25 protein-coding genes are annotated in these 24,596 nt (G+C 64.7%); 11 read left to right on the top strand and 14 right to left on the bottom strand.

Going from position 1 to position 24,596, the window contains the following annotated elements:
• The first annotated feature begins 283 nt into the window (after positions 1 to 283).
• The 3 genes from ACEN9T_RS05865 to ACEN9T_RS05855 all read left to right on the top strand — a co-directional run bounded on the left by ACEN9T_RS05865 (position 284) and on the right by ACEN9T_RS05855 (position 4,876).
• Positions 284 to 1,066 (top strand): DUF4397 domain-containing protein, encoded by a 783-nt coding sequence (locus tag ACEN9T_RS05865; RefSeq protein ID WP_413705779.1) that lies wholly within the window; start codon positions 284 to 286, stop codon positions 1,064 to 1,066.
• 86 nt (positions 1,067 to 1,152) lie between these two features.
• Positions 1,153 to 3,570, top strand: coding sequence for a PAS domain-containing protein (locus ACEN9T_RS05860; RefSeq protein ID WP_413705778.1), 2,418 nt, complete (start codon positions 1,153 to 1,155; stop codon positions 3,568 to 3,570).
• A gap of 49 nt (positions 3,571 to 3,619) precedes the next feature.
• A complete protein-coding gene (locus tag ACEN9T_RS05855) occupies positions 3,620 to 4,876 on the top strand; it encodes an AI-2E family transporter (protein ID WP_092970821.1) in 1,257 nt (418 codons plus the stop codon).
• 246 nt (positions 4,877 to 5,122) lie between these two features.
• Here ACEN9T_RS05855 and ACEN9T_RS05850 read toward each other — a convergent pair whose 3' ends face one another.
• Positions 5,123 to 5,464: a hypothetical protein gene (locus ACEN9T_RS05850; RefSeq protein WP_175537081.1), complete on the bottom strand. Its 342-nt coding sequence runs from the start codon at positions 5,462 to 5,464 to the stop codon at positions 5,123 to 5,125.
• A 61-nt stretch (positions 5,465 to 5,525) separates the two neighbouring features.
• On the opposite strand from ACEN9T_RS05850, the gene ACEN9T_RS05845 reads away from it, so the two are divergent.
• Both ACEN9T_RS05845 and ACEN9T_RS05840 read left to right on the top strand, forming a co-directional pair.
• A complete protein-coding gene (locus ACEN9T_RS05845) occupies positions 5,526 to 6,698 on the top strand; it encodes a glycosyltransferase family 4 protein (RefSeq protein ID WP_413705777.1) in 1,173 nt (390 codons plus the stop codon).
• The gene (locus tag ACEN9T_RS05840) at positions 6,676 to 7,212 is read left to right on the top strand and encodes a phosphatase PAP2 family protein (protein WP_024978053.1); all 537 of its coding nucleotides are present in this window, start codon (positions 6,676 to 6,678) and stop codon (positions 7,210 to 7,212) included. Before ACEN9T_RS05845 ends, ACEN9T_RS05840 begins: the two co-directional genes overlap by 23 nt.
• Positions 7,213 to 7,221: 9 nt before the next feature.
• On the opposite strand, the gene ACEN9T_RS05835 is transcribed toward ACEN9T_RS05840, so the two are convergent.
• From ACEN9T_RS05835 to ACEN9T_RS05825, 3 genes are read right to left on the bottom strand one after another with little or no spacing between them, the layout of a single operon-like run.
• Positions 7,222 to 8,016, bottom strand: coding sequence for a DUF2334 domain-containing protein (locus tag ACEN9T_RS05835; protein ID WP_092970824.1), 795 nt, complete (start codon positions 8,014 to 8,016; stop codon positions 7,222 to 7,224).
• 21 nt (positions 8,017 to 8,037) lie between these two features.
• Positions 8,038 to 9,252, bottom strand: coding sequence for a glycosyltransferase family 4 protein (locus ACEN9T_RS05830; protein WP_092970825.1), 1,215 nt, complete (start codon positions 9,250 to 9,252; stop codon positions 8,038 to 8,040).
• Between the two features lie 25 nt (positions 9,253 to 9,277).
• The gene (locus tag ACEN9T_RS05825) at positions 9,278 to 10,783 is read right to left on the bottom strand and encodes an RNA polymerase factor sigma-54 (protein ID WP_092970826.1); all 1,506 of its coding nucleotides are present in this window, start codon (positions 10,781 to 10,783) and stop codon (positions 9,278 to 9,280) included.
• 321 nt (positions 10,784 to 11,104) lie between these two features.
• Here ACEN9T_RS05825 and ACEN9T_RS05820 point away from each other — a divergent pair, with 321 nt between their 5' ends.
• On the top strand, positions 11,105 to 11,512 hold the full coding sequence (locus tag ACEN9T_RS05820) for a hypothetical protein (RefSeq protein ID WP_413705776.1): 408 nt from the start codon (positions 11,105 to 11,107) through the stop codon (positions 11,510 to 11,512).
• A gap of 235 nt (positions 11,513 to 11,747) precedes the next feature.
• Here ACEN9T_RS05820 and ACEN9T_RS05815 read toward each other — a convergent pair whose 3' ends face one another.
• A complete protein-coding gene (locus ACEN9T_RS05815; protein WP_413705775.1) occupies positions 11,748 to 12,851 on the bottom strand; it encodes a sigma-54 interaction domain-containing protein in 1,104 nt (367 codons plus the stop codon).
• Between the two features lie 541 nt (positions 12,852 to 13,392).
• On the opposite strand from ACEN9T_RS05815, the gene ACEN9T_RS05810 reads away from it, so the two are divergent.
• The 4 genes from ACEN9T_RS05810 to ACEN9T_RS05795 all read left to right on the top strand — a co-directional run bounded on the left by ACEN9T_RS05810 (position 13,393) and on the right by ACEN9T_RS05795 (position 16,560).
• Positions 13,393 to 14,799, top strand: a complete 1,407-nt coding sequence (locus ACEN9T_RS05810) for a sigma-54-dependent transcriptional regulator (protein WP_092970829.1) — start codon at positions 13,393 to 13,395, stop codon at positions 14,797 to 14,799.
• Between the two features lie 90 nt (positions 14,800 to 14,889).
• Positions 14,890 to 15,057, top strand: a complete 168-nt coding sequence (locus tag ACEN9T_RS05805; RefSeq protein WP_004632450.1) for a DUF1328 domain-containing protein — start codon at positions 14,890 to 14,892, stop codon at positions 15,055 to 15,057.
• A gap of 69 nt (positions 15,058 to 15,126) precedes the next feature.
• On the top strand, positions 15,127 to 15,432 hold the full coding sequence (locus ACEN9T_RS05800) for a hypothetical protein (protein ID WP_045205628.1): 306 nt from the start codon (positions 15,127 to 15,129) through the stop codon (positions 15,430 to 15,432).
• A gap of 120 nt (positions 15,433 to 15,552) precedes the next feature.
• Positions 15,553 to 16,560, top strand: coding sequence for a YihY/virulence factor BrkB family protein (locus ACEN9T_RS05795; protein WP_413705774.1), 1,008 nt, complete (start codon positions 15,553 to 15,555; stop codon positions 16,558 to 16,560).
• Positions 16,561 to 16,576: 16 nt separating this feature from the next.
• Here ACEN9T_RS05795 and ACEN9T_RS05790 read toward each other — a convergent pair whose 3' ends face one another.
• Both ACEN9T_RS05790 and ACEN9T_RS05785 read right to left on the bottom strand, forming a co-directional pair.
• The gene (locus ACEN9T_RS05790) at positions 16,577 to 16,903 is read right to left on the bottom strand and encodes a hypothetical protein (RefSeq protein ID WP_092970831.1); all 327 of its coding nucleotides are present in this window, start codon (positions 16,901 to 16,903) and stop codon (positions 16,577 to 16,579) included.
• Between the two features lie 123 nt (positions 16,904 to 17,026).
• Positions 17,027 to 17,254, bottom strand: a complete 228-nt coding sequence (locus ACEN9T_RS05785) for a hypothetical protein (RefSeq protein WP_004632457.1) — start codon at positions 17,252 to 17,254, stop codon at positions 17,027 to 17,029.
• A gap of 361 nt (positions 17,255 to 17,615) precedes the next feature.
• Between ACEN9T_RS05785 and ACEN9T_RS05780 the strand changes: the two genes are divergently transcribed.
• Positions 17,616 to 19,211 carry a peptide chain release factor 3 gene (locus tag ACEN9T_RS05780; protein ID WP_004632461.1) on the top strand — a complete coding sequence of 532 codons (1,596 nt, stop codon included), beginning with the start codon at positions 17,616 to 17,618 and terminating at the stop codon, positions 19,209 to 19,211.
• Positions 19,212 to 19,252: 41 nt separating this feature from the next.
• Here the strand turns inward: ACEN9T_RS05780 and ACEN9T_RS05775 are convergent, their stop codons facing one another.
• The 7 genes from ACEN9T_RS05775 to ACEN9T_RS05745 all read right to left on the bottom strand — a co-directional run bounded on the left by ACEN9T_RS05775 (position 19,253) and on the right by ACEN9T_RS05745 (position 24,594).
• Complete coding sequence (locus tag ACEN9T_RS05775) at positions 19,253 to 19,894, bottom strand: hypothetical protein (protein WP_254775614.1); 642 nt, start codon at positions 19,892 to 19,894, stop codon at positions 19,253 to 19,255.
• On the bottom strand, positions 19,827 to 20,762 hold the full coding sequence (gene mdcH / locus ACEN9T_RS05770) for a malonate decarboxylase subunit epsilon (RefSeq protein ID WP_413705773.1): 936 nt from the start codon (positions 20,760 to 20,762) through the stop codon (positions 19,827 to 19,829). Before mdcH ends, ACEN9T_RS05775 begins: the two co-directional genes overlap by 68 nt.
• Complete coding sequence (locus ACEN9T_RS05765) at positions 20,759 to 21,394, bottom strand: malonate decarboxylase holo-ACP synthase (RefSeq protein WP_092970833.1); 636 nt, start codon at positions 21,392 to 21,394, stop codon at positions 20,759 to 20,761. The genes mdcH and ACEN9T_RS05765 overlap by 4 nt, the downstream gene beginning before the upstream one ends.
• Complete coding sequence (gene madM / locus ACEN9T_RS05760; RefSeq protein ID WP_413705772.1) at positions 21,391 to 22,155, bottom strand: malonate transporter subunit MadM; 765 nt, start codon at positions 22,153 to 22,155, stop codon at positions 21,391 to 21,393. The genes ACEN9T_RS05765 and madM overlap by 4 nt, the downstream gene beginning before the upstream one ends.
• 11 nt (positions 22,156 to 22,166) lie before the next feature.
• Entirely contained in the window at positions 22,167 to 22,574 is a 408-nt protein-coding gene (gene madL / locus ACEN9T_RS05755; RefSeq protein WP_092970835.1) for a malonate transporter subunit MadL, read from the bottom strand.
• Positions 22,575 to 22,921: 347 nt separating this feature from the next.
• On the bottom strand, positions 22,922 to 23,752 hold the full coding sequence (gene mdcE, locus ACEN9T_RS05750; RefSeq protein WP_092970836.1) for a biotin-independent malonate decarboxylase subunit gamma: 831 nt from the start codon (positions 23,750 to 23,752) through the stop codon (positions 22,922 to 22,924).
• Positions 23,749 to 24,594, bottom strand: coding sequence for a biotin-independent malonate decarboxylase subunit beta (locus tag ACEN9T_RS05745; protein ID WP_413705771.1), 846 nt, complete (start codon positions 24,592 to 24,594; stop codon positions 23,749 to 23,751). The genes mdcE and ACEN9T_RS05745 overlap by 4 nt, the downstream gene beginning before the upstream one ends.
• Positions 24,595 to 24,596: the final 2 nt, after the last annotated feature.

Raw genomic sequence — 24,596 nt, 5'->3', positions numbered from 1 at the left:
GCACGAAGACAAAACAGATCGCGCAAGTATAGCGACCCGTATTCAAGCCCAGGCCGCGAGACCGGATTGGAGTGGTCATTCAACCGCTGTGGGCACGCGCCATGCTCAATGCGGGAACGTCGCTTCGTGTGTCGGACGCTTCCGACAAAACGATCGGAACCGGTTCGATAGGCGCGCCTGGATGTGCGCGGCTATCGTCGGCTCCACAAGTCGGCAACAACGTACACGGGCATGCGATGTATGCAGCCCGTTCATGACAGGACTCTCCCTCCGAGGTGGAAGAATGAAGATACAGATCAGGAAGATCGTCGCCGTGCTGGCGCTGGGTTCGTTGGGTGTGCTTGCCGGATGCGGCGGCGGTGACGACGACATCGGGCAGATCATCGGCACCAGCTCGCCGCAATACCGCACGGTGCACGCCAACCCGTTCATCGGCAACGTTGACTTTGGTGTGAACGGCACCACAAAGATCACCAATGTCGGTTTCAAGAACGTCAGCAACTATTTCGGAATTGACGCGACGGCGAGCACGGCCACGGTGTCGAACACGGGCAGCAGCACGCCGCTGGCCTCGACCAGCTTCACGCCCGCAAACGGCCACCGCTACACCGCACTCGCCATTGTGGGTGCCAACGGATCAGCGACGAGCCTGGCGCTCATCGATGATCCGTATAACAAGTCCATCCTCTCAGACAAGGCGCGCGTGCGCACCTTCAACGCTTCGTACAACGCCCCCAACGTCGACGTCTACGTGACCGCGCCGAATGTGGATCTTTCGGCCATTGCGCCGACCATGAGCGGTGCAGCGTATGGCGGTGCTGCACCGGCCAGCACGCAGGATTCGATCTACGTCGATGGCGGCACGTACCAAGTGCGGGTGGCGACGGCGGGGACGAAAAACATCATCTTCACGTCGCAGCCGTTCAGCTTGGCCAACAACGCCGACTGGCTGATCACCACGCTGCCGGCCGGCGGCGTCGGTGCCGTGACGCCCAACGCCATTCGCGTGCTCGTGGCCCAGGCCAACGGCGCTTCGCAAACGGCGTCTGAATTGCCCTCGCAGTAACTTCGCTCCACGCCCTATGATGCGGTGCTGCGGCACCGCATTTTTTTCGGCCACCTCGGGAATGAAAACTGCTAACGAAGGGCGCAATGAGTGAATCCGTAACGGGCTGGTCCGCACCGGTGCGCGCCGCGCGCGAGGCGCGTACCGCACTGGCCGCAAGGAAGCAGGTTGATGTGTTCTGGGTAGACGATCCGTTGACGGGAACACGTCTGCACGTAAGCGCCGGGGCGCAGACGTGGGGCGTGCAGCCCGATTCCTTGTGCGGCGTCCGTGACCGCTGGCTTGTCCATGTGCATCCGGATGATCATCGCGCGCTGCGTGCCGCCTGGGAGGGCTTGGCGCGCGGGCAGGAGTTCGTGCTCGAGTACCGCTGGCTCGGTGTCGACCACGGCGAAGCTCGCGAATATCGCGTTCGAGAACGTGGCTACCTTATGCCCAGCCTCGACGGTGCATCCCCTCATGCCGTGGGCGTGATCGAAGACGTGACCCAGGGCCAGCAGACCCTGGCAGCGCTCACCGAGTCGGAGTTCCAGTTGCAATGGCTGACCGAAAGCGTGCCGTTTCCGCTGGTGCAGATCGACCCTGAGCACCGCGTGCGCTTTGCCAACCGCGCTTACGCACAACGCTTTGGCTTGCGGTCTGAAGACGTTCTGGGCCGGCATCTGCGCGAACTGATGGGCGAGGCGGCGTATGCGCGCGTCCTGTCACGCCTGAACGACGCATTCGCTGGGCAGCGCATCGAGTTTGAAATGGATTTGCAGTATCCGGCCGATGTTGGCCGCCGCTTTGTGCACGCCGCGTATTCGCCGCAGCATGGGCCAGACGGTAGCGTACAGGCGCTCGTTTGCGTGGTGGAAGACATCACCGAGCGCAAGGAGGCTGAACACGAGCGCTTTCGCCATCAGCGCGAATTCGTCACGCTGGTGGAGAACGCGCCCGACGTGATTGCGCGGCTTGATCGCGAACTGCGTTGCGTGTATGTCAACCGCGCCGTAACCGAAGCCTTTGGCGTGACGCCTGCCGTGATGATCGGCCAGACGCTGGCGGCATCGTCCCTTTCCGCCGAGGTCACGCGCCCACTGGAGGACGCCGCACGCCGCGCGTTCGTCCTGGGCGCCGAACAGACACTTGCGTTGCATCTGGCCGTGCAGGAGGGGCGCCCGCGCATTGCGCATTACAACGCGCGCGTCATTCCGGAAGCAGATCGGAATGGCACGATGGAATCTGCGCTGCTCATCATCTACGACGTGACAGAGCGCACCGAGGCTGAGCGCGAACGCGATGCGCTGTTGCTGCGCGAACAGGCCGCGCGCGCGCAGGCGGAGGCCGCAGCGCTTGCGCGCGATGAGTTCCTGGCGGTGGTGTCGCACGAACTGCGCTCGCCGCTCAACGGTATCCAGAATTGGGCGTATGTACTGGAGAGCCAGATCGCGGGGGGCGCGCCGCTCATGCAGCGGGCGCTGGCGGGCATCAAGACCGGCGTCGAGCAACAGGTGCGCTTGATCGAAGACCTGCTGGATGCCACGCGCGTGATGAGCGGCAAGCTGCGGCTGACACGCGAACCATTCGTGCTGCGCGCGGCGCTGGAGAGCGCGCTCAACAGCGTGCACGCGCTGGCCGCCGAGCGCCACATCACCCTGCACACCTCCATCGAACTGGACGATCACGAGATTGACGGCGATGCCGATCGTGTCGAGCAGATCGTGTGGAACCTGCTGACCAATGCCATCAAGTTCACGCAGGAAGGTGGCGAGGTGTGGTTGTCGGCCGATCTGCTGGGCGAGGTGGCGCGCATTGTGGTGCGCGATAACGGCCGCGGGATTGCACCGGCGTTCTTGCCGTATCTGTTTGATCCATTCCGGCAGGCTGACGGCGCGCATACGCGGCGCACAGGCGGTCTCGGTCTAGGTCTGGCCCTGGTCAAACGGTTGACCGAGTTGCACGGCGGACGCGTGTATGCGCGCAGCGAGGGCGTCCAGCAAGGCGCCACGTTTACCGTGTATTTGCCGCTGCATGCCGGCGCCGATCTGATCGCGCCGCTGGCTGAAGACCCTGAACGCACTGGGCCCTTGCCGTCGCTGGCGGGTCTGCGCGTCCTGCTGGTCGACGATCAGGAAGATGCGCGCGATGCGCTGGCAACACTGCTGACGCAGGTCGGTGCCGAAGTCGGCAGCGTGGGCTCGGGGCACGAGACCATGGCGTTGCTCGACGTGTGGAGCGCACGGGGCGAGGCAGGCCGCTTGCAAGCGGTGGTGTGCGACATCGCGCTGCCCGATGAAGACGGTTACGCGATCCTGCAGAGAATTCGTGCGTGGGAACACGAACACCTGCCCGCCGGCGCTGCGCCGATGGCGGCCATTGCACTGACCGCATTTGCGCAGCCGCACGATCGCGCTCGGGCGCTGGCTACGGGTTTTCAGGAACACCTGATCAAGCCGGTGTCCCCGTACGATCTGGTGCGCACGTTGCGCATGCTTGCCATGCCTGTTTCCGCAAAGCCATAGCGCCCCGGCACAACTTTTGCGCAGAGAACGGTGAACCACATTCTCTGCCATGCCCGCCGAACTCAATCCATCCCCCACGCAGCCGGAACCCTTGCACGGCAGTCTGCTCGACGGGCTACGGCAACCGGCTTGGCGTGTGGCCATGGTGCTGGTGGCCATTGGCGGCACATTGGTCTTCTTGCAATGGGCGCGGGGGTTTCTGGTGCCGTTCACCCTTGGCGTGGTGCTGGCGTTTGCGCTGAACCCGGTGGTCGTGTGGCTGCGGCACTGCTATGTGCCGCGCACCATTGCGGCAGCCATCGTGGTGCTCGGCCTGTGGATTGCCGGTGCGGTGCTGGTCTTCGGGATGCAAGACGGCGTCTCGGCCATGGCAGACCGGTTGCCCGTTGCGGCGGAGCGCATGGCCGAAGCCATCGACGGTATGCGTGGGCATATGGGCGGCGCGTTCGACAAGATGCGCGATGTGACTGTCGCACTCGAACATGCCGCCGAAGGAGTGCAGGGCAAGCCGGCGCCGGCACTTGCCAAACGGCCGCCCGCGGTCGCGGCTCCTGCCGCGCAGCCGGTGCTGCCGCTGCGCGAGTTTCTATGGATGGGTTCCGCCAACCTCTTCGCGCTTGCGGGCCAACTCGTCGTGGTCTCGTTTCTCGTCTATTTCCTGCTCGCTTCAGGCCAGGCACTTAAACGCAAATGGGTGCGCGCGGTGGGCAACACGTTGAGCGAGAAGAAGCGCGCGGTGCGCATGATGGCGGTCATCGGCACGCAGATTCAGTATTCGCTGCTGGTGCTGTTTGCAACCAACATCGTGCTGGGCGTACTCACCACGGTGGCCTTCGTGCTGCTCGGCATGGAAGACGCAGCAGTCTGGGGGCTGGCGACGGCCGTGCTGCACTTCGTGCCGTATCTCGGTTCGGTGGTGATTGCCGTGGCCAGCGGCATCGGTGCGTACCTACAGATGGGCGCGTGGTCGGATGCGCTTGTCGTGGCAGGTGTCACGCTGCTGCTGGCCACCCTGGTCGGCACGCTGCTCGTGACGTGGCTGCAGAGCCGGGCATCCAAGCTCGATCCGTGCGTGGTCTACATCGGCCTGCTGCTGTGGGGCTGGCTGTGGGGCTTGTGGGGCTTGCTCCTTGGAACGTCGATCACGGCAATGATCAAGGTTGTATGTGATCACGTCGATCGATTGCGCCCGCTCGGTACGCTGCTTGGCACCACGGACGCGCCGGCAGGTGTGTCGCAGCGCTTGCTCGACCGACTGCGCGGCCGTCCCACACGGCGTCCGGAACGCGTACGTCTCCCGCGTTGATCGCTTTCGGATCACCTTGCGCAGCAAGCGTTACAAGCGCGCATGTAACCCTTACGCAACGATCACGTCGCGACGCGGGTGGATCCATTGGTACGTTGCCTTGTCTGCGTCGCGGTGTTGTGCAGGAGTGGTGCAGGTCTTGTCGATTGTGTGGAGCATGCGGGCGTCGTTGGCACGTCGGTTGCGGTGCGCAAGGCAACTAGATCACGTCCGCAGGAGGGCGCCATGAACCGACTACGCCCCACCTTACGTGGCCCGCATCAGCGCGGCGAACGACCGGCAGGGACTACGCCGCCGCGTGCGCCAGACACGGGTCGAAACGCTGAAAACATCGACAAAATGCTCGGCAAGCCGGAGTCGGGATCGCAAGAGCGGCTGCCTCACGAGCGCGATCAGAACCTTGAAGAGCAACGTTCCGAACCGCGAAGCAATGTCGAGCAGGCCGCACGCGACATCGAAAGCGGGCAGCTTGACACCGATCTGCACAACACCCCCGGCGTAGAACGCGTCGTGCGAGAACGCCATGCGGCCAACCGTAACGACAGCGATCGCCAGGTCGCCAATCGCAGCGCAGACGATCTTGCTCACAAGCGAGGCCAGACGGGCGGTCCTTCGCACAGCCGCGATAAGCACAAAGACTGATCGACCCATGCGCATCGCTTATGTGACTGAAACCTGGCCGCCGGAACTCAACGGCGTATCGCTCACTGCCGCGCGCACCGTGGCGTTTCTGCAGGCTCGCGGGCATGACGTGATGCTGGCGCGGCCGCGTCAGAGGGCCATCGACGCTGGCAAGCCTGCGTTGGCGGAAGACACGCTGCGGGTTCCTGGCGTGCCAATTCCGCTGTATCCGGATTTGCGCATGGGATTGCCTGCACGGCGGCGCCTGCTTCGCGCATGGGGCGCGTATCGGCCCGACCTCGTGCATGTCGCCACGGAAGGACCGCTCGGCTGGTCGGCCATTCGGGCCGCACGGCAACTCGGGGTGCCCGTGACTTCGGATTTCAGAACGCGCTTTGACGAGTACGGCCGGCACTACGCCTGGGAGGGCGCCGTAACGCTGGTGCGTGCCTACCTGCGCGCCTTTCACAATCGCACAGATCGCACCTTCGTCCCCACGCGCGAACTGCAGCGGCAGTTGAGCGACCTCGACTTCGAACGCCTCACGGTCAGTACGCGCGGCGTGGACGCACACAGGTTCACGCCGCAAGCCCGCAGTCACGCATTGCGTGCGCAATGGGGGGCTGGCGCTGACACGCCGGTCGTGCTCACAGTCGGGCGTCTTGCGTTGGAAAAGAACCTGGGTGTTGCGCTGGATGCGTTTGATGCCGTACGCGAGCGCGTGCCCGAGGCGCGCCTCGTCATGGTGGGCGATGGTCCGCAACGCAGCGCGCTGCGCCGTCGCTGTCCCGATGCCATCTTTGCAGGCACGCAGCATGGCGAGGCATTGGCCGCGCACTATGCATCGGCAGATGTGTTTCTCTTTCCAAGCGTGACCGAGACCTTCGGCAACGTGGTGGTCGAGGCGATGGCCAGTGGCTTGCCCGTGGTGGCGTTCGATACCGCCGCGGCCGGCATGCACGTGCGTAGCCACGAGAACGGTTGGCTCGCGCCCGTCGGCGATGCCGCGTCGTTCACGCAGGCTGCCGTCACGCTTGCCACGGATGCCGGCTTGCGCCAACGCTTGGGTCAAGCGGCGCGGTTGACCGCACAGGCTCTGGATTGGCCGCGCGTGCTCGAACGCTTTGAAGCGGCGCTCATCGCTGTGCACGACGCTGCCACCAACGGGGAGGCCTACCATGGCGACCCACGCGTGGCCTGACTGGAAGCGCTGGCGCGAGCGCGATCGGCAGCTCGCCGTGGCACTCAATCACGTGGCGGGCGACGCGTCGGCCATGCGCTTTTATCGTGGTGTCAGTCGCCTGGGCGACGGCATGCTTTGGTATGCGTTGATGGCGGCGTTGCCCGTGGTAGGCGGTGACACCGGCTGGGAATGCGCCAAGCAGATGGGGCTCACGGGGCTGCTGTCGCTGGTCATCTACATCCTGCTCAAGCGCGGCGTGTGCCGGCCTCGGCCTTACCTCTCTTGCGAAGAGATCCACCTGTGCGGGCGAGTGCTCGATCAGTTCAGCTTTCCGTCGGGCCACACGCTGCACGCGGTGTCGTTCAGCATCGTGATGGCCGCGTATTACCCGCGCATGGCGCTGGCGCTCGTGCCGTTTACGCTCATGGTGGCCGTCTCTCGCGTCGTGCTTGGCCTGCACTATCCGAGCGACGTGCTGGCAGGTGCCGGGCTCGGCATGCTGATCGGTGGATTGTCGGTGTGGTTGTTCTAGCGCTTGCGCTCAGTACGACGTTTGTGCGTGCCCGGCGACGGTGGTTTCCGGGCCGCCCATCCACGCCTGGGCCAGCACCTGCGCAAAGCCGTTCTTCGTGACGGGCGTGCGCGTCGCCAGGCATGCAGCGAGCAATTCCTGCCAATGGCGAATGACGTCGGGATGCGCCGCGTCGGCCGGATGCAGGCCCAGACGCAACAGCGGTGTCTCGGCGTGCCGCTGCGCCAGCCAGCGCAGGTAGTACCGTGACACCAGCCGGCGCGCCGGCGAACGCACGCTGTACGTCAGGCAGGGCGCCTTGAGCGGGCGCCGAGGGTGCAGTAGGTAGAAGCGTTGCAGCGTGGTCGTATAGCGCAGGGGCAGACCGTCCAGCGCCTCCCAGGTTGCCGGGTTCATCAGCCACGCCGGGGCGACAAAGCCATGCAACGGCCAGCCGTTGGCGGCAAACCATGCAGCTCCAGCTTCAATGCGCGCGCGCGCCGCCGCCAGCGGAATGGCAGAGAATTCGCCTTCGCCGGCGGTATAGCGCGTGCGGATCAGTTGGTTGATCACCCCGCCGGGGGGCTGGTCGTCCAGGTGCGCGTAGCCGTGCAGGACAAGCTCATCGCCTTCGGTCAGGCACTCGCTCATCACGCGGCAGAAGCGCTCGCTACTGCGTGCGGTCGGGCCGCGATAGAAGTTCGGAATGACCAGCAGCGACTTGGGTACGCGCGCCACCTCATCCAACGCAGAGAGCAACACCTTGCACGCAGGCCAGGTGGCGGGCGTGACGTCGTGCATGGCAAGAACGAGATAGCGCGACATGATGAACAGAATCGATCAGGGCTACCGGCCGCGCGAAGCACGCACGGGCTCGCGAGCCGGTTGTGGAGTTGTCTGCGCAGCGGCGCTGGTTTGCCGGCCGAGCAGCGCGCGGTAGCGTTGCAGAAGTTGCGGCAGGACGGCCTGCCAGTCGTACTGCATCGCATGGCGGCGCGCCGCGTGCGCCAGTGCGACCGGATCGCGTTGGCGCAGCGCCTGGAGTGCCTGCGCGAAATCGTCAGCGCGGCAGCGCGGCACGGCATAGCCGACACGCTCGTTCACCAACTCGCTTAAACCGCCGGCCGCGCAGGTGACGACCGGCACGCCGCTGGCCATCGCTTCCAATGCGACGAGGCCGAATGTTTCCTGATCGCCCGCATGCACAAACACATCGGCACTTGCCATGGCTGCGGCCAGGTGCTGCGTGTCGCCTTCATATGCGAGTGCGCGTACGTGCTTGCCACGTGGCGGTGTCGGGCCCGAACCAATGGTGACGAGCACGCTGCCGTCGTCCAGCTTGTCCACCGCGTCGCACAGCACGTGCAGATTCTTCTCAGGCGCATAGCGGCCGACGTACAGCAGCACGCGTGCATCGCGCGGCAGGTCGAGTTGTTCGCGCCAGCGCAGCGAGCGCCGCGCGGGATGGAACAAGCGCGTGTCTACGCCCAACGGCTGCAGTTCTATGCGTTGCACACCCAGGTCGGCCACTTTCTGCGCGATGTAGCGGCTGGGCACGAACACCGTATCGAAGTGCGGATACAGCTTGCGGGCGTACGCGGCAGCGGCCAGTTCGGCGGGCGGGCCGCCCAGGCGGCGGAAGAACGCGGGCAGATCGGAGTGATAGAACGCCGCCACCGGCACCTGCAGCTGCGCGCCGGCATGCACCGCCGCCCATGACAGCCGGTACGGGTCACCCGCTTCAATCAGATCCGGCGACAGCGCACACAGCGCCCGCATGGCTGGCCCGGTCCGCAAGGGAATGCGATAACCATGCGACAGCGGCAGCGGCACGCCCGGCACTACGGCGATCTCATTGGTAGCGTCGTCCGCTGTGCCGGGCACGACCAACGTGTGCCGCCAGTGCGTGGAGCGCAGGAAGTCGTGCTTGGCGCGCAGGTAGCGTTTGACGCCACCGCTTTCCGCCGCCCAGAACATCGTCACGTCAGCCAGATGCAAGGACGCGGTCGTCGCATCGCCGTCATCGCGGTGCGGGTAGTGATCGGTGGGCAGCTTGCGCACGGGGCTCCTGTCGGTAGCGGGCGCGTCAGACCTGGCGCCGCATTTCCGCCGGCGCAATGCGCATCAGCCCGCGATACTTGGCCACTGTGCGGCGCGCAACGATCACGCCCTGCTCGGCGAGCATCTTGGCGAGCGACACATCGGAGAGCGGTGCGTCCGAATCTTCAGCTTCGATCATCTCCTTGAGCAACGCCCGCACCGACGCGGCCGAGCACGCGCCGCCGGTGTCGGTTGCCAGTTGGCGCGAGAAGAAATACTTGAACTCGAAGATGCCGCGCGGCGTGGCCATGTACTTGTTGCCCGTTGCGCGCGAGATGGTCGATTCGTGCAGGCCGAGTTCTTCGGCCACGTCACGCAGCACCAGCGGCTTCATGGCCACCTCGCCGTATTCCAGGAAGTGCTTCTGGTGCGCGACGATCGCCTCGGCCACGCGCTGGATGGTGGCGAAGCGCTGCTGCGCGTTGCGGATCAGCCAGCGGGCTTCCTGCAGTTGGTGCGCCAGCGGCGTGCGATTGTGGCCGCGCGTCTGGGCAAACAACTCCGCGTAGACCTTGTTGACGCGCGCGCACGGTGCCACCGCAGGGTTGGTCACGGCAACCCACTTGCCCTTGATCTTGGCGACGATCACGTCGGGCACGATGTAGCCCGCATGCGCTTGCGAGAAGCGCAGCCCCGGGCGCGGGTCCAGCATGCGGATCAGTGCGCAGGCATCGCGCAACTCCTCTTCGGTACACCCCAGCGCGCGACGCATCTGCGTGAGTTCGCGTTTGGCCAAGCGCGGCAGGTGGCTACGCACGATGTCTTGCGCGATCTCCTGGATACGTTCTTCGGCTTCGGTGTCAGCGGGGCGCGCTTCAATCTGCAGGCGCAGGCACTCCGCCAGATCACGCGCCGCGACGCCCGGCGGATCCAGGCTTTGCACGAGCGCCAGCGCAATCTGCATTTCCTTCTCGGTCGGCGGCGGCTCCACTGGCGCCAGCGGAATCAACTCGGAGAGCAGCTGGCGCAGGTAACCGTCGTCATCCAGCGCTTCAATCAGCGTCTGTGCGAGGAGGCAGTCGCGGTCTGACAGGCGATAGCTGCGCAACTCCTGATGCAGATGTTCGCGCAGGCTCGGCGTGGAGTGCACCCATTCGCCGATGTCACTGTCTTCACCATCGCCATGGTGGGCACCACCGTGGCTGTAGTAGGTGCTGAAGTCGGTGGGGAAATCTTCCGATGCGGCCAGCGTCGGATCAGTCTCGATGGCGCTCGTGGTGGTTTCCAGCGGAGCGTCGTCTGCAGGCGTGTGGTCGGCCGCGGCGCCGTCCCGATCGGCAGCAGGAATGGCTATGTCGCCGGTGCGTGCAGCATCGGGCTGCGCACCCGCTTCTTGCTCGACCTCTTCCAGGAACGGATTGCTTGCGAGCGCTTCTTGCATTTCCTGCGCAAATTCGGTTGCAGACAACTGCAGCAGCTTGACGGATTGCTGCAGTCGCGGCGTTAGCGCGAGATGCTGCTTCGCACGCATTTCCAGAGCGGCCTTGACCATTCGCCTTGCCTCCTTTGGTGAGTGGGCGTCGACAATTACGTCGACCGGTCACCGCATCGATGCAAAGGATATGCCATGTCAAAAAAGCTAGCCGCCACAAGGCTTTACGGGCGGCTGGCACGCCGTTTCTACATGGTCATGTCGTTTTTATATGCCCATTGTTGCCGGCACATGACAGCGCCGACGGTGGTTGCGGGCTGCGTGCGCGGTGCAGATGGGTGGCACCGCAGGTACATGCGTTGCTGCGACGAAGGCGGGCGACGCGCCGCAGTGCGCTTCCATTGCCTTCTTTTCGAAGCATCACATTCCAGGAGAAACCACATGCGAACACGTTTCCTGACCGCTGCGCTCGCCAGCGTCATCTTCGGGCTTGGCATCGGCACGGCCGTCGCCCAGACGACGACCGCGCCGGTCGACAACCAGGAATCTAGCAACCCGACCAAGGCGCCGGGCAAGCGCACCGATCCGCCATCTTCAACTGCCGACCGCACGGCCAATACATCGATGCCAGGCAGCCAGGCGACACCGGCCGCGGGGAGTGACAGCGATACCAACAAGCCGATGCACAAGAAGCATCGTCATCACAAGAAATCGAAGTCGGACGCAACCGTGCCAGGCGGCACCAATAGCGCGGGCGACATGTCGCACTCGGGCGTGCAGGCCGGCGGCAACGATGCTGCAACGACCACCGGGAATTCGTACCCCGGCAGCTCGAAGCAAGGCCAGTAACGTTGAAAGGGAAGGGCTCGCCATGCCGATGACATTGACCACCGCCGTTCGCACGGGGCCGCGCGCCCGCGCGGAAACCGAACCCGCACCCCGTCGGCCGACACCGGAACCACAGGAGCGCCGCCGCCATGAGCATCCCGGCGAACGCGCGCACGCGCATCCGCGCTAGAACGTCAGCGCGGATGCAGCGGGGTATGGCAGGGTCGGAAGCGTCGAGCTTGGAGAAGCAGCGCCGTCAGGCCGCCATGGCGGCGGCCGCGGTGCTTTGGTAGAGGTCGAGGCGGTTGTACAGCGTCTTCAGGCTGACACCAAGCGTCTTGGCGGCCTGGCGCTTGTCGCCATGAAAATGCTCCAGCGTGGCCAGGATCATTGCGCGTTGCGCATCCGCCAGCGTCACGCCCACCGACAGGCTGAGCACGCCTTCCTTGACGGTTGGGCGCGCCGGGCCGCGTGCGGGCGCCAGCGGTGCGGCCAATTCGACAGTTTTCTCGCCGAGGATGTAGCCGCGCTGCACGGCGTTGCGCAACTCGCGCACATTGCCGGGCCACGGCTGGCCTCGTAGTGCCGCCAGGGCCTGGCGCGAGAACACCTTGTCGGTCTGGTGCGCAGCGTTGAACTGGGCAAGGAAGTGCAAGGCCAGCTCTTCGATGTCGTCTTCGCGATCGCGCAGCGGCGGTACCTGCAGCGGCACCACGGCCAGGCGATACATCAGATCTTCGCGGAAGGCGCCTTCACTCACCGCTTCCAGCAGGTTGCGGTTGGTGGCCGCGATGATGCGTGCGCGCGTCTGGATGGGCTCAGTGCCGCCCACCCGCATGAATACGCCGGTCTCCAGTACGCGCAGCAGCTTGACCTGCATCTCGACCGGCATCTCGGTAATTTCATCGAGGAAGATCGTGCCGCCGCAGGCATGTTCGAAATAGCCGATATGCCGCTGGGCCGCCCCAGTAAAGCTGCCCTTCTCGTGGCCGAACAGTTCCGACTCGATCAGGTTGGGCGAGATGGCGCCGCAGTTCACCGCGATGAAGGCCTGGTCTGCGCGCGGGCTCATGTCATGCACCGTGCGCGCGATCAACTCCTTGCCCGTACCCGATTCGCCCATGATGAGCACGGTGGCCAGCGTGCCCGACACCTTGCCGATCTGATCGTACAGCGCGCGCATCACGGGCGAGCGGCCGTAGAGGTGACCGAAATCCGGCTCGGCGATCGATTGGGTGGGGGATGTTTCGGCGTCGGACGGCACGCGTTCGGTGTCGTCAAAGTCGGCCAGGGCAGGGGGATAGCTCAGGCGCCCGACGGTCACTGCACGATCGTCGGCGAAGGCTTCGCTCAAGGACATGGCTCCCTCGTGGTTGGTCGCGACGGGGACGTCCTGGCGAGCGGCTGCATCTTCAGCGATGCAGTCTTCGAAAGGCAGGGTACGTCGTCATCCCGTCACATTGTGTTGAAAAGTTGAGCCATTATCAGGGCCGCCCAAGCGCGTTGTATGTCGGGCATGCGCTGACGTTTCTTCCATCCTGTCGGCCAAACGCTGACAAGAAACGGGCCTGAGACGCAGATGCCGCGCGGGTTTCACATTTGTCATGCGGCGTACGATGTCCATTTCGGCCCGCAGGTGGCGAAGCGCTGACCTTCTCAACTATGCTGACTGCTGCGTAGTACCCGAGGTGCTCCCTGGAGAGTGACGTATTCGATCCATTTCTTGCATGCGTGCGTGTAAAAATTACCGACGTCCACGTTGCCGACGTGGGCTTGCCCGCACGATGGCGCAGTTGTATTGGATGGAATACTTTTTGCACCTGCCGCCGCTTCTCCAGTCGAGCGCGTCGTTGCGCCCTGCATGACCGCCGGCACATACCGGCACATCCAACCAAATCGAGATGCCACATATCCTGATTGTCGAAGACGATGCCAATGCACGTGCCGCTCTGGGTGAGCTGGTGGGTGCCGAAGGCTTCACCACCGCGCTGGCCGGGTCGCTGCGCGATGCGCGCATTCAGATGTCGCGTCACAGCCCCGATGCCGTGCTCATCGATCTTGTCCTGCCCGACGGCAACGGCATGGATCTGATGGAAGACATCGCGCCGCACTCTGGCACCGAGATCATCGTCATGACAGGCCACGCCAGCGTGGAAACCGCCGTCGAGGCCCTGCGCATGGGCGCGGCCGACTACCTGGTCAAGCCCGTCAATTTCCAACGTTTGAAATCCGTACTGGCGCGCATCCCGCGCCCGGGCGATCTGAAAGCCGAGATCGGCAACCTGCGCGGCGAACTGCGGCGCCTGGGCCTCTTCGGGCAGATGCTCGGCAACTCGACGGTGATGCAGACGTTGTATGACCAGGTCAGCCGCGTGGCGCCCACCGAGGCGACTGTGCTGCTGATTGGCGAATCCGGCACCGGCAAGGAACTGGCCGCGCAGACCATCCACGACCTCAGCCTGCGTCGCAAGCAGCCGTTTCTGCCGGTCAACTGCGGTGCCATTTCGCCCAACCTGATCGAGTCGGAAATGTTCGGCCACGAGCGCGGCAGCTTTACCGGCGCCGACCGCCAGCACAAGGGCTATTTCGAACGTGCCAATGGCGGCACGCTGTTCCTCGATGAAATTACCGAGATGCCGATCGAGCTGCAGGTGAAACTGCTGCGTGTGCTGGAAACCGGCGTGTTCATGCGCGTGGGCACCAACCGCGAGATCGACTCCGATGTGCGCGTGATTGCCGCTACCAACCGCGACCCTGAAGAGGCCGTTGCCGACGGCAAGCTGCGCGCCGACCTGTATCACCGCCTGAACGTGTTCCCGCTGCAATTGCCGCCGCTGCGCGAGCGCGGCAAGGATGTCGAGCTGCTTGCTCAACATTTCCTCGACCAGCTCAACGCGCAGAGCAATACCAAGAAGGCATTCCTGCCGCCGGCCATGGAAACGCTGCGCGGCTATCACTGGCCGGGCAATGTGCGCGAACTGCGCAATTACGTGCAGCGCGCGTACATCCTGTCGGACGACGCCGGCATCGATACGGCCAATGTGCCGCTGCAGGTGTCGAGCACGCAGGTCTCGTCCGGTTCCACGCTGACGATTTCGGTCGGCACCTCACTGGCGAGCGCCGACAAGAAGATCATTCTTGCCACGCTGGAGCAGTGCGGTGGGGTGAAGAAGCGCGCGGCTGAACTGCTCGGTATCAGCCTCAAGACGCTTTACAACCGGCTGGAGGAATACGGCAACAGCAACGCCGACGACAGCGGCGATGGCAACAGCGCTGGCTCCGGCCGCGCACATGCCACCGAGGCATAACCAGATTTCCTGGCGCGGTACGCGGCTTGCTGGACCAGTGGGGCATCCGCCCCATGGCGGCAAGCTCACTCAACTGCACAGGAGGTCACCATGCTGCGTTATGCAGTCGTCTTTTTCATCATCGCCCTGATTGCGGCCGTGCTCGGGTTTGGCGGCATCGCTGCCGGTGCAGCGAGCATCGCCAAGATCCTCTTCATGATTTTCGTGGTGCTGTTTGTGGTCAGCCTCATCTGGGGTCTGGTCGCCGGCAGAGGATGACGCCGGGATGATGCGCACAGCTTTCAACCCGGCTCTCACGATGCCACGCAACTCCAGGAGCGCTGATTGATGGAACCGTCTCAAACCAACCCGTTTCCCAAATCCGATGCCAACGGCAACCTCATCCGCGGCGACGTGGCGCAAGCCGCCGAGCGTGTGAAGGCGACCACGGCACAGGCTATCGACCGCACTGCCGACGCAGCGGCCACCGCACTTGACGAGGCCGCTGCCAAGCGCGATCAATGGCGTGCCTCGCAGCAACGCTTGATGAGCGATGCGGCGGACTGCATGCGATCGCACCCGCTTGCGACGATCGGCCTGGCATTCGGCGCGGGCTTTCTCATCAGCCGGCTGCTGGGTAGCGGTAACGACTGAGGGCGCAAGCCCTCAAGATTCCTCGCAGCCACGGCCGCGCTTGCGTGCGTGCCGTGTGCTGACTAGGCTCAAGGTCGAGGCCGGCACTGCGCTGGCCGCATCGCCTTGCAAGGAACCTCCATGCGCCCGGCTGCCTGCTTCGACCGCGACCTGCTCAAGCGCTCCGCCCAGGTGCTGATGGGGGCGGTGCGGCAATGGTCTGCACATCGCGCCGCGAGCAAGGGCGCGGCGTTGTCGTTCTATACGTTGTTCTCAATGGCGCCAGTGTTGGTGCTGGTCATTTCCATTGCCGGCTTGTTCTTCGGCGAACAGACCGCGCGCGGCGAAATCTTTGGGCAGATCCAGGGTCTGGTGGGCGCGCAGGGTGCCTCCGCAGTGGAAGCGGTGCTCGCCGCTACCCGGCGCTCGGGCAGCGGCCTTTTCGCTGCAGCCACGGCCGTCGCGCTGTTGCTGGTGGGCGCCACCACGGCCTTCTCCGAACTCAAGGACAGCTTGGACGAACTGTGGGAAGTGCCGCCGCGCCAGCAGGCAGGGCTGTGGGGCCTGTTGCGTTCGCGTCTGCTGTCGTTCAGCCTGATCCTGGTGCTGGCGTTTCTGCTGCTGGTGTCGCTCACCATCAACGCAGCGCTGGCGGTGGTGGAGCGCTTCTGGGGGGCGTTGTGGGCGGGCTCCACCTCGGGCATCGCGTTGCTGGTGGCGCAGGTGTTGTCGTCGGCGTTTTCATTTGCGGTCGTATCGCTGCTGTTCGGCACCATTTTCAAAATGCTGCCGGAAACGCGTGTGGCTTGGCGCGACGTTGCCCTCGGGGCCGTCGTAACGGCGCTGCTTTTCACGCTGGGCAAACACCTCATCGGCCTGTATCTGGGCAACAGCGCCGTGGCGTCGTCTTACGGGGCGGCGGGTTCGGTGGTGGCGCTGATGCTGTGGATCTACTACTCCGCCCAGATCTTCTTCTTCGGCGCGCTGGTCACGCGGCAATACGCGCTGCGATTCGGCAGTCGCCAGTACGAAGCCTCGGGTCAAGCCGGTGCGGCCGCGCAGGCTGCGTTGCTCAACCCGACGCTGGCGGCAAATCTCTCCAGTGGTGGGGCCGGCGGCAACGCAAACGCGGCGCGCGGCAGCCGCTAAGCCCCAAGACGCCGGCTCAATCCCGCGTCAACTGTTCCAGCAGCATGCCTGCCACGAACGCCAGACCGATCGTAATGACCGGATGCTGACGCACGGAACCGCTTGCCTGCTCTGACACATTCGCGTGCAGGTTCTTCAACTGTTCGGTGCGTTTATCGAACTGTGTGAGCGCCGTGGAAAGAACGCTCGCCAGCCGGTCGATGCCTTCTGCCGTGGCATCTTTGACGCGCTGGGCAGTGTGATCGATCTGCGGATGGAGCGTGGTGATGGTCGCACCGTTGGCGCCATTTGTGCCGTTGGTGCCATTGCTGCTGCCGGGCGGCTTGGGGGTCAATTCGGTCATGTCGGCCTCCTGAACTGATGCATGTCAGCCAATTCATAAGCAACCGCCATGCCCCACCGTTGCGTGCCACCCAAAAGAAAAGGGCCACGACTGTGGCCCTCGACACGGTGAGGAACTGCGTGGCTAGCCGACCGTCACCACGGTCTTGCGCACAGCCCAGATTTCAGCTTGCAGGGCGAGTGCGGCGAGTGCCTGCAGGCTGTCCTGCGGCAAAGCCTTGATCCGTTTGCGGCGATTGGCGGCACGCTGCTGACGCGCCGCGCGCACGCTTTGCTCGTCGAGTTGCCACGCCTTGCGGGTGGTCTCGATGATGCGTTGCACTGCCGGATCGACAGGGATTCGACTACGCACGATGTTGGACTCCTTGCTTCTTTGCTTCTTTCAATGTCGCGGCGTACCCAAAGGCGGGTTTCGCGACGGACTCCACAATACGGGAGCTTCATGACAACTTCGATAACACCGACTCCGAAAGGGTTGTCAGTGCATTCCCACAACGGGTTGGTCTCCTCCGTCCGGGGGACGGTTCCTAGGGAGTTTCCCCCGCTTGCGGCTCGGATCAGTTGATCCTAAGCAAGGGCGCCGATCGCGTACAATCTCGGCTGCCCCGGATTGACAACTCCGTTCGGGCAGTCCATCGGCCGCCGGGATGACCCCGCCAGCCAGCGCCCACGCCATGGGCGCATTCATCACTTCTCCCTTTCGGTTTTTGCCCGTGAGTACGCTGCAGCAGGAGATCCGGCGCCGCCGGACGTTCGCCATCATTGCCCACCCGGATGCGGGTAAAACCACGCTCACCGAGAAACTGCTGTGGTTCGGCGGCGCCATTCAGATGGCCGGCGCCGTGCGTGCGCGCAAGGCCAACCGCCACGCCACCTCCGACTGGATGGAGATGGAAAAGCAGCGCGGCATCTCCGTCACGTCGTCGGTGATGCAGTTTCCGTACCGGAATGAGGGCGGCGACTACATCGTCAACCTGCTCGACACCCCGGGCCACGAAGACTTCTCGGAAGACACGTACCGCACGCTGACGGCCGTCGACTCTGCCGTGATGGTGATCGACTCCGTCAACGGCGTGGAAGCGCAGACCATCAAGCTGCTCAACGTCTGCCGCCTGCGCAGCACGCCCATTCTCACGTTCATCAACAAGCTCGACCGAGAAGGCCGCGCGCCCATCGAGCTGCTCGATGAAATCGAAAGCGTGCTGCAGATCCAGTGCGCGCCGATGACGTGGCCGATCGGCATGGGCAAGTCGTTCAAGGGCGTGTATCACCTCGTGAACGATACTGTCCAGCTGTTCGACCCGAATGCCGACAGCGAGAAGGGTGCCACCGCCGGCCTGATTCAAGGTCTGGACAACCCCGAGCTGGACCGCGTCCTGGGCTCGCAGGCGGAAGAACTGCGCATCGACATCGAACTCGTGCGTGGCGCATCGCACACGTTCGACAAAGAGGCCTTCCTGGCCGGCAAGCAGTGCCCGGTGTATTTCGGTTCGGCGGTGAACAACTTCGGCGTGCAGTCGCTGCTCGATGCGCTGGTTGACCAGTCGCCCGAGCCGCTGGCACGCCCCACCGAAACGCGCGAAGTCAAGCCGATGGAAGAGAAGTTCACCGGCTTCGTCTTCAAGATCCAGGCCAACATGGACCCGAAGCACCGTGACCGCATTGCCTTCGTGCGCGTGTGCTCGGGGCGCTTCGAGCGCGGCATGAAGCTGCTGCAGGTGTCGACCGGCAAGACGGTCGCCATCAACAACGCCATCACGTTCATGGCGCAGGATCGCAACACCACGGAAGAGGCATTTGCCGGCGACATCATCGGCGTGCCCAACCACGGCACGATCCGGCTAGGTGATGCCTTCACGGAAGGCGAGGCGCTCAAGTTCACGGGCATCCCGTCGTTTGCGCCGGAGTTCTTCCGCCGCGCGCGCCTGAACAACCCGCTTCGCCTGAAGCAGTTGCAGAAGGGTTTGCAGCAACTGGCCGAAGAAGGCGCCACGCAGATGTTCCGCCCGCTGGCATCGAACGATCTGGTGCTGGGCGCCGTCGGTATCCTGCAGTTCGACGTGGTGGCGCACCGCCTTGAGCACGAATACGGCGTCGATGCCATCTTCGAACCGCACGAATGTTCCACGGCCCGCTGGCTGCGCGGCAAGCAGGAAGATATCGACAAGCTGATCGACAAGGCTGGCCACAACGTGGCCCTGGATGGTGCGGGTGACTACGTGTACCTGGCGCCGAGCCAGGTGAACCTGCGTCTCACGCAGGAGCGTTTTCCGGATATCCAGTTCATGGAAACGCGGGAAATCGTCTAAGCGGCAAGCAGCAAAAGGAACGGGGCCATGTGCCCCGTTTTTTATTGACCTGTTCGGCGCGCCACCGGGCAAACCGCTTCAAGCTGGCGGGCACCGGTGTCGGCGTTTCGCGGTGAGAATTGCAGGAGCTGCTGCGTCTGCGGGTCTGCGCCGGCCACTTTGACCGTGATCGGCTTGCCTGTATGGAACAACGCGTAGAAGCGCGCCCGCGACTTCACGTCACCCCCGGCATACGCTTCCATGTCGGACACCTCAATGCGCGCGGGGATCGTCAAACGGAGGGGGCCGGAAGCCAATTGGATGCGGACGGCCTTTCCGTTTTGCTCCGGTTGCGCGTTCGTGAATACCGCCACGTGGAGCCGCTTGTCGTCGCAGTTGGCGTAAAAGCTCAGGCCTTCGGTTTCGTAGCCGCCGTAAGTCAATGACTGTGCGACGTAGGACCAGCTTGCGAGTTCTTCTTCGGCGGTTTCCGTGGTGGCAGCCAACGCGGAAGTGGTCAACAAGGTGGCGATGGCAGCAATGGACAGGACGCGCAATTCGGAGCCTCTCACGAGCGATGAAATCCGGCGCGCAACGATGCCGAAATGCCGCTGAAAAGTCCATGCAGCAGACAATTCAAAGGCCGTCCCCGCGGCGTTGTCGCTGTATCCGCACCCGTACCGCATCCAGTCCGCTGCCTGCATCCAGCACCGCATCGTCCGCAAACACACCTTTCGCCAGACGTGCCAGCGTGCCGCCGCCCGGCACCTCCACCGCCATGCGTGCGCCGCGTTCCAATGCATGCTGAAGCGTGTCATGCCACAACACCGGCCGCGCCATGTTCCACGCCAGGTCTTCAACGATGAGGTTCGCGCGGAAGAGCGCACGGGCGCGACTGCTGCTGACGTAGGTGAGTTGCGGCGTGTGGGCCGTGACCTTTGCGGCGGCGGTCGCCAACTCGCCGGCCTGTGCGTCAAGTAGCGGGCAGTGCGACGGCACTGCCATGCACAGCCGCGTTGCCGTTGATGCGCCCGCGCTTTGCGCGCGCGTCATGACTTGCGTGAGCGCCGCATCGCTGCCCGCCACGACAATCTGCCGTTCCGCATTCAGGTTGGCGACATAGGCTGGCGTGGCCGCCGAGTTGACCTGCGCAACGATGGCAGCGACCTCCGGTTCAGTCAGTCCGGCCGTGACGGCCATGCCGTAGCCGCTCGGATATGCGTCTTCCATCAGTTGGCCCCGCAGGCGAACCAAGCGCAGTGCATCGGAGAAATCAAGCACACCCGCTACGACCGCTGCAGGCCACGCGCCGATCGACAGGCCGGCCACCATGTCGGGCGCGGCGCCCTGACGTGCCAACGTACGCGCCACCGCAACACCGGCAATTAGCAGGCAGAGTTGGACGGCCACGGTCGACCGCAGCGCCTCTGCCGCATCCAGCGTGAGCGGATCCGTACCGAGCACGTCGCCCGCTTCGGCCAGGGTCTGCACGACGGCCGGATCGACAGGCAACGCGTGCAGCATGCCCACGCGCTGACTCCCCTGGCCAGGAAACATGAAGAGCACGCTCATGCGAGTTCGCTCCACGGGTCTGCCACGAGGTGGGGGCCGTGATCGGTCTTGAGCAAGGTCTGGCGGGGCGAGGTCAGCCAGTCGCGCCACGCGAATCCACCGCGCCCGGTGTCGATCTGCAGGTCGACGCGGCATTCGGTTTCGGCCAGTACGTGCAGGAGCTGATCGCGCTGCGCGGCTGACGGTGCGTGCGGCATGCGCACAACGAGGTCGAGATCGCTGTCCGCATGCAACACCGGCAAACCGCTGGCGAGCGCAAAGCCGGCGCCGCCCGTCGGCCCCCACCCCCAGCCGAGTGCATTGAGTCCGGGCGCCAGCGCGCGCAAAGTGCGCAGCGCAGCGAACGGTGCGTCGTGGGCGATGGAGACGGCTTGCGCTGCCAACCCCTCGGGCGAGACCACGCGCGTGACGCTGTTTGCGGCTACCGTCGCTGCGCAGCGTTCATGCCGCGCGCCGCCGCGCAGGCCGACCGGCACGGAACCATCGGTGCTGCGCGGGGCGCGTCGCACCACGACAGGCGCCCCTTGCCGGTATGCCGTGATGGCCCAGTCCGGCAAGGGTGCGCCATCCGCCGCCATGGGTGTCTCAGACACCCAAAGCAGATCGTGCGCGCGCAGTTGCGTCTGTGTCATCGCAGCAATGCCTGCGTGGCCAGGAACAGGATCGATGGTCCGAGCAGGCACCCGAGGCCCGTATGGAACGTCGCCACCAGGGAGCCGTACGGCACCAAGCGCCGATCCGTGGCGGCCAGACCCGCCGATACCCCGCTGACCGTACCCGCCAACCCGCCGAACACCATGGCAGCGCGCGGGTTGTTCAAGCCCAGCGCCTTGGCCGCGAACGGCGTGCCGACCATCACCAGGATCGCCTTGACGAGGCCTGTCGCAATCGACAGCGCCATCACATCGGAGGTGGCACCGAGCGCCGCACCGGTCACCGGCCCGACGATGTACGTGACGGCACCCGCGCCGATTGTGGTGACGCTCACCGGGTCGGTATAACCGAAGGCGTAGGCAACGCAGGCGCCGACGATGAACGGCAGCACCGTTCCCAGCAGCAGCGAGATGGCGCCGATCATGCCCGCCTTGCGGGCCTCGGTCACCTGCACTTCAAAGGCCGTGGCAACGATGGCGAAGTCGCGCAGCATTGCCCCGCCCATCAGGCCGATCCCCCCAAACAGCTTCAGGTCAGCCAGGCCGCGTTCGCCACCGGTCTGGATGCCGCCCCAATAGGCGAGCACCAGCCCGATCATGATGGCGATGGCCGAGCCGTGCACGCGCCCGAACGTCAGCTTCTTGGACACCCACATCGACAGGCCCATGACGATGCCGACCAGCGCGAACGCCGCGACCAGTCCGTTGTGCTGCAGAACTTTCTCTAGCATTGACAGCATGGTGGGGCTCCTTAGGCGCGGGCTTGTTCGGATTCAGGCAGTGGGGGCAGGGGGCGCCGGTCTTCCGCGTTGCCTGTGCGGTTGATGAGGGCAATGCAGACACCGCACACGAGCACCGCGCCGATGGCGCCCAGCAGTGCGACAGGGCCACCGCGCAGTGCCGTGACGACGTTCTGTGTGGCAGCCATCGCCACCACCACGGGGATGTACATCGCGCCCCAGAACGAGACGCCCGCCTCTGTGGCGGCAGGCATGAGCCCGTGCCTGTGCAGATAGAGCCGCGCGAAGATGAGCAGCAGCATGGCGATGCCCACGCCGCCCACATTGGCCTTCACGCCGATGGCCTGGCCGAGCAGGTCGCCCAGGAAGAGGCCGGCGATATGACATAGCGCCAGCAGGGTTGTACCGTAGATGATCACGTCTTTGTCTCCTGAAGGAACGGCGATGGGTCGCCTGTTGTGGTGTTTGGTGATCGAGGGTTGAGGACTTTGTTTTGCTTTGCTGGTGCATCCTTTGTTTCATCCCCCGCCGGGGCTGACTCACTTTCTTTGTCTTGCCAAAGAAAGTAGGCAAAGACAGGCGCGCTCGAGATGGCGAAAGACTCCTTGAATTTCTGTCGCAGGGAGGGAGAGGAGGCAAACTCGCTTCGCTCAAACAGCCTCCTCTCTTCTTCCTCCCTGCAACACAAATTCAAGGCGCCATCTAGGGCAGGTACGGCCAAACCATCTGGGCGCATGTGCTCGCGCCGCGATGTGCCTCCTATTTGTTATGCGCTTTCTGGCTGCGTGTTCCATTGCTCGCGCAGGCGTTTGCGTACCTCTGAGGACGCGCTGCGCAGCGGTGCGCCCAGGCGGCCTTCCAGCCCGCGCGAAGGGTCGGCTGCGATATTGACCAGCGCCGCTGCAAGCGCCGTCTGCACGGTATCGATGTCACTTGCATCTGGCGCGTCGGCGGACTTCACCTTCAGCAGTTTCCACAGCAACCCGAGCGATGCGAAGCTGGCAATGTCGTACGCCATGGGCGGAATCTCTTGCGCGAGGCGTTCCAGGTCGGCAACGGAGCGCAGCGTTACGCGCGCGGCAGCGGCCTTGCCCATCGCGTGCACCATCACGTCGGCATCGTCCAGGGCGAGTAGGCGGTTGGCCTGGTAGCCGTGCGCCAGCAAGGCGCCCGACATGGCACGACCGACGATAAGACCGATTACGGGGTGGCCGGCCAATCGGGCGGCCGCGTAGGCATCCGCCGCCGCAGCCAGTGCGAGGTGGATGCCGTAGGCCTCTTCCCGGCGCCCGTAGGCCTGGCTTGCTACATCGATGACGGCGACGATGGCGCGCTTCTTTTCCTGCCCCGCATCCGCAGTCATGGCATCGCGCACGGCACGCGCGAGCTGCCAGCCTTCGATGAGGCTGACTTCACCGTTGCGTGCGCGGGGGAAGCGGTTCTGGGCATCGGGCACCACGGCGATGTAGCGCGCGGGCTGACCTGCCAGCACGGCATCGACGACTTGCAGCGTGCTGCCGTAGCCCGCCACCGGCGTGCCGCCGGCAAGCGCGCGCATCCAGGTCGCGCCGCGCGTGGAAAGTTCGTTCTGGCTCATGCGGCGTCCTTTGCATAGTGCGTGCGCACATCTTCGGCCATGGCTTGGCGCGATGTGTCGACGGCGTTGAGACGTTCGAGGTAGTGATCGATCTGCTCGCTGCGCTGGTGCTTTGGCGCGCCGGCACGCAGCCACTCGATCACCTGCGCGCGGATCGTGACGGAATCGTCTTCAATGCAGACATCGGCCAGGCCGGTGGCGGCGCGTTGCTCTCCACCGGTGAGGCTCCAGATGAAAGGGCGATCGCGCGAGTCGTATTCTTCAATGCCGGCTTCCTGCTCGATCACCTGCGGGCCGTTCAGGCCGAGGCGTGCCTCACGTGTCATCAGCAGGTAGCTGCACAGGCCCGCGGCGATGCTCATGCCGCCAAAGCAGCCGACCACGCCCGCCGTGATGCCGATCACCGGCCCATACTCGCGCAGCGCACGGATGCCCGCGTGGATTTCAGCAATGGCGGCCAGGCCCAGGTTGGCTTCCTGCAGCCGCACGCCGCCGGTTTCGAAGACGATGACGGCGCGTGTGGGAATCCCGTTGCGATTGTCTTCTGCCGCCAGTTCCAGCGCGCCCGCAATCTTGGCGCCGGACACTTCGCCCATGCTGCCGCCCTGGAATGCGCCTTCAATGGCAAGCACCACGGCGGGCTGCCCGCCCAGCGTGCCGCGCGCCACCACGACGCCATCATCGGCCTGGGTGACGATGCCCTGACGCGGCAGCCACGGCGAGGTCAATTGTTCGAACGGGTCCAGTAGTTCACGGAAGGTGCCGGGGTCGAGCAGGGCGATGGCGCGTCGGCGCGCATCGCGTTCGATAAAGCTGTCGCGTTCAATCGGATTGCGTGACATGG

The organism is Ralstonia sp. Ralssp110, from assembly GCF_047325135.1.
Lineage (GTDB): Bacteria > Pseudomonadota > Gammaproteobacteria > Burkholderiales > Burkholderiaceae > Ralstonia > Ralstonia mojiangensis.
The sequence above is the reverse complement of the archived record's forward strand: the minus strand, read 5'-3'. Positions and strand labels throughout refer to the sequence as shown.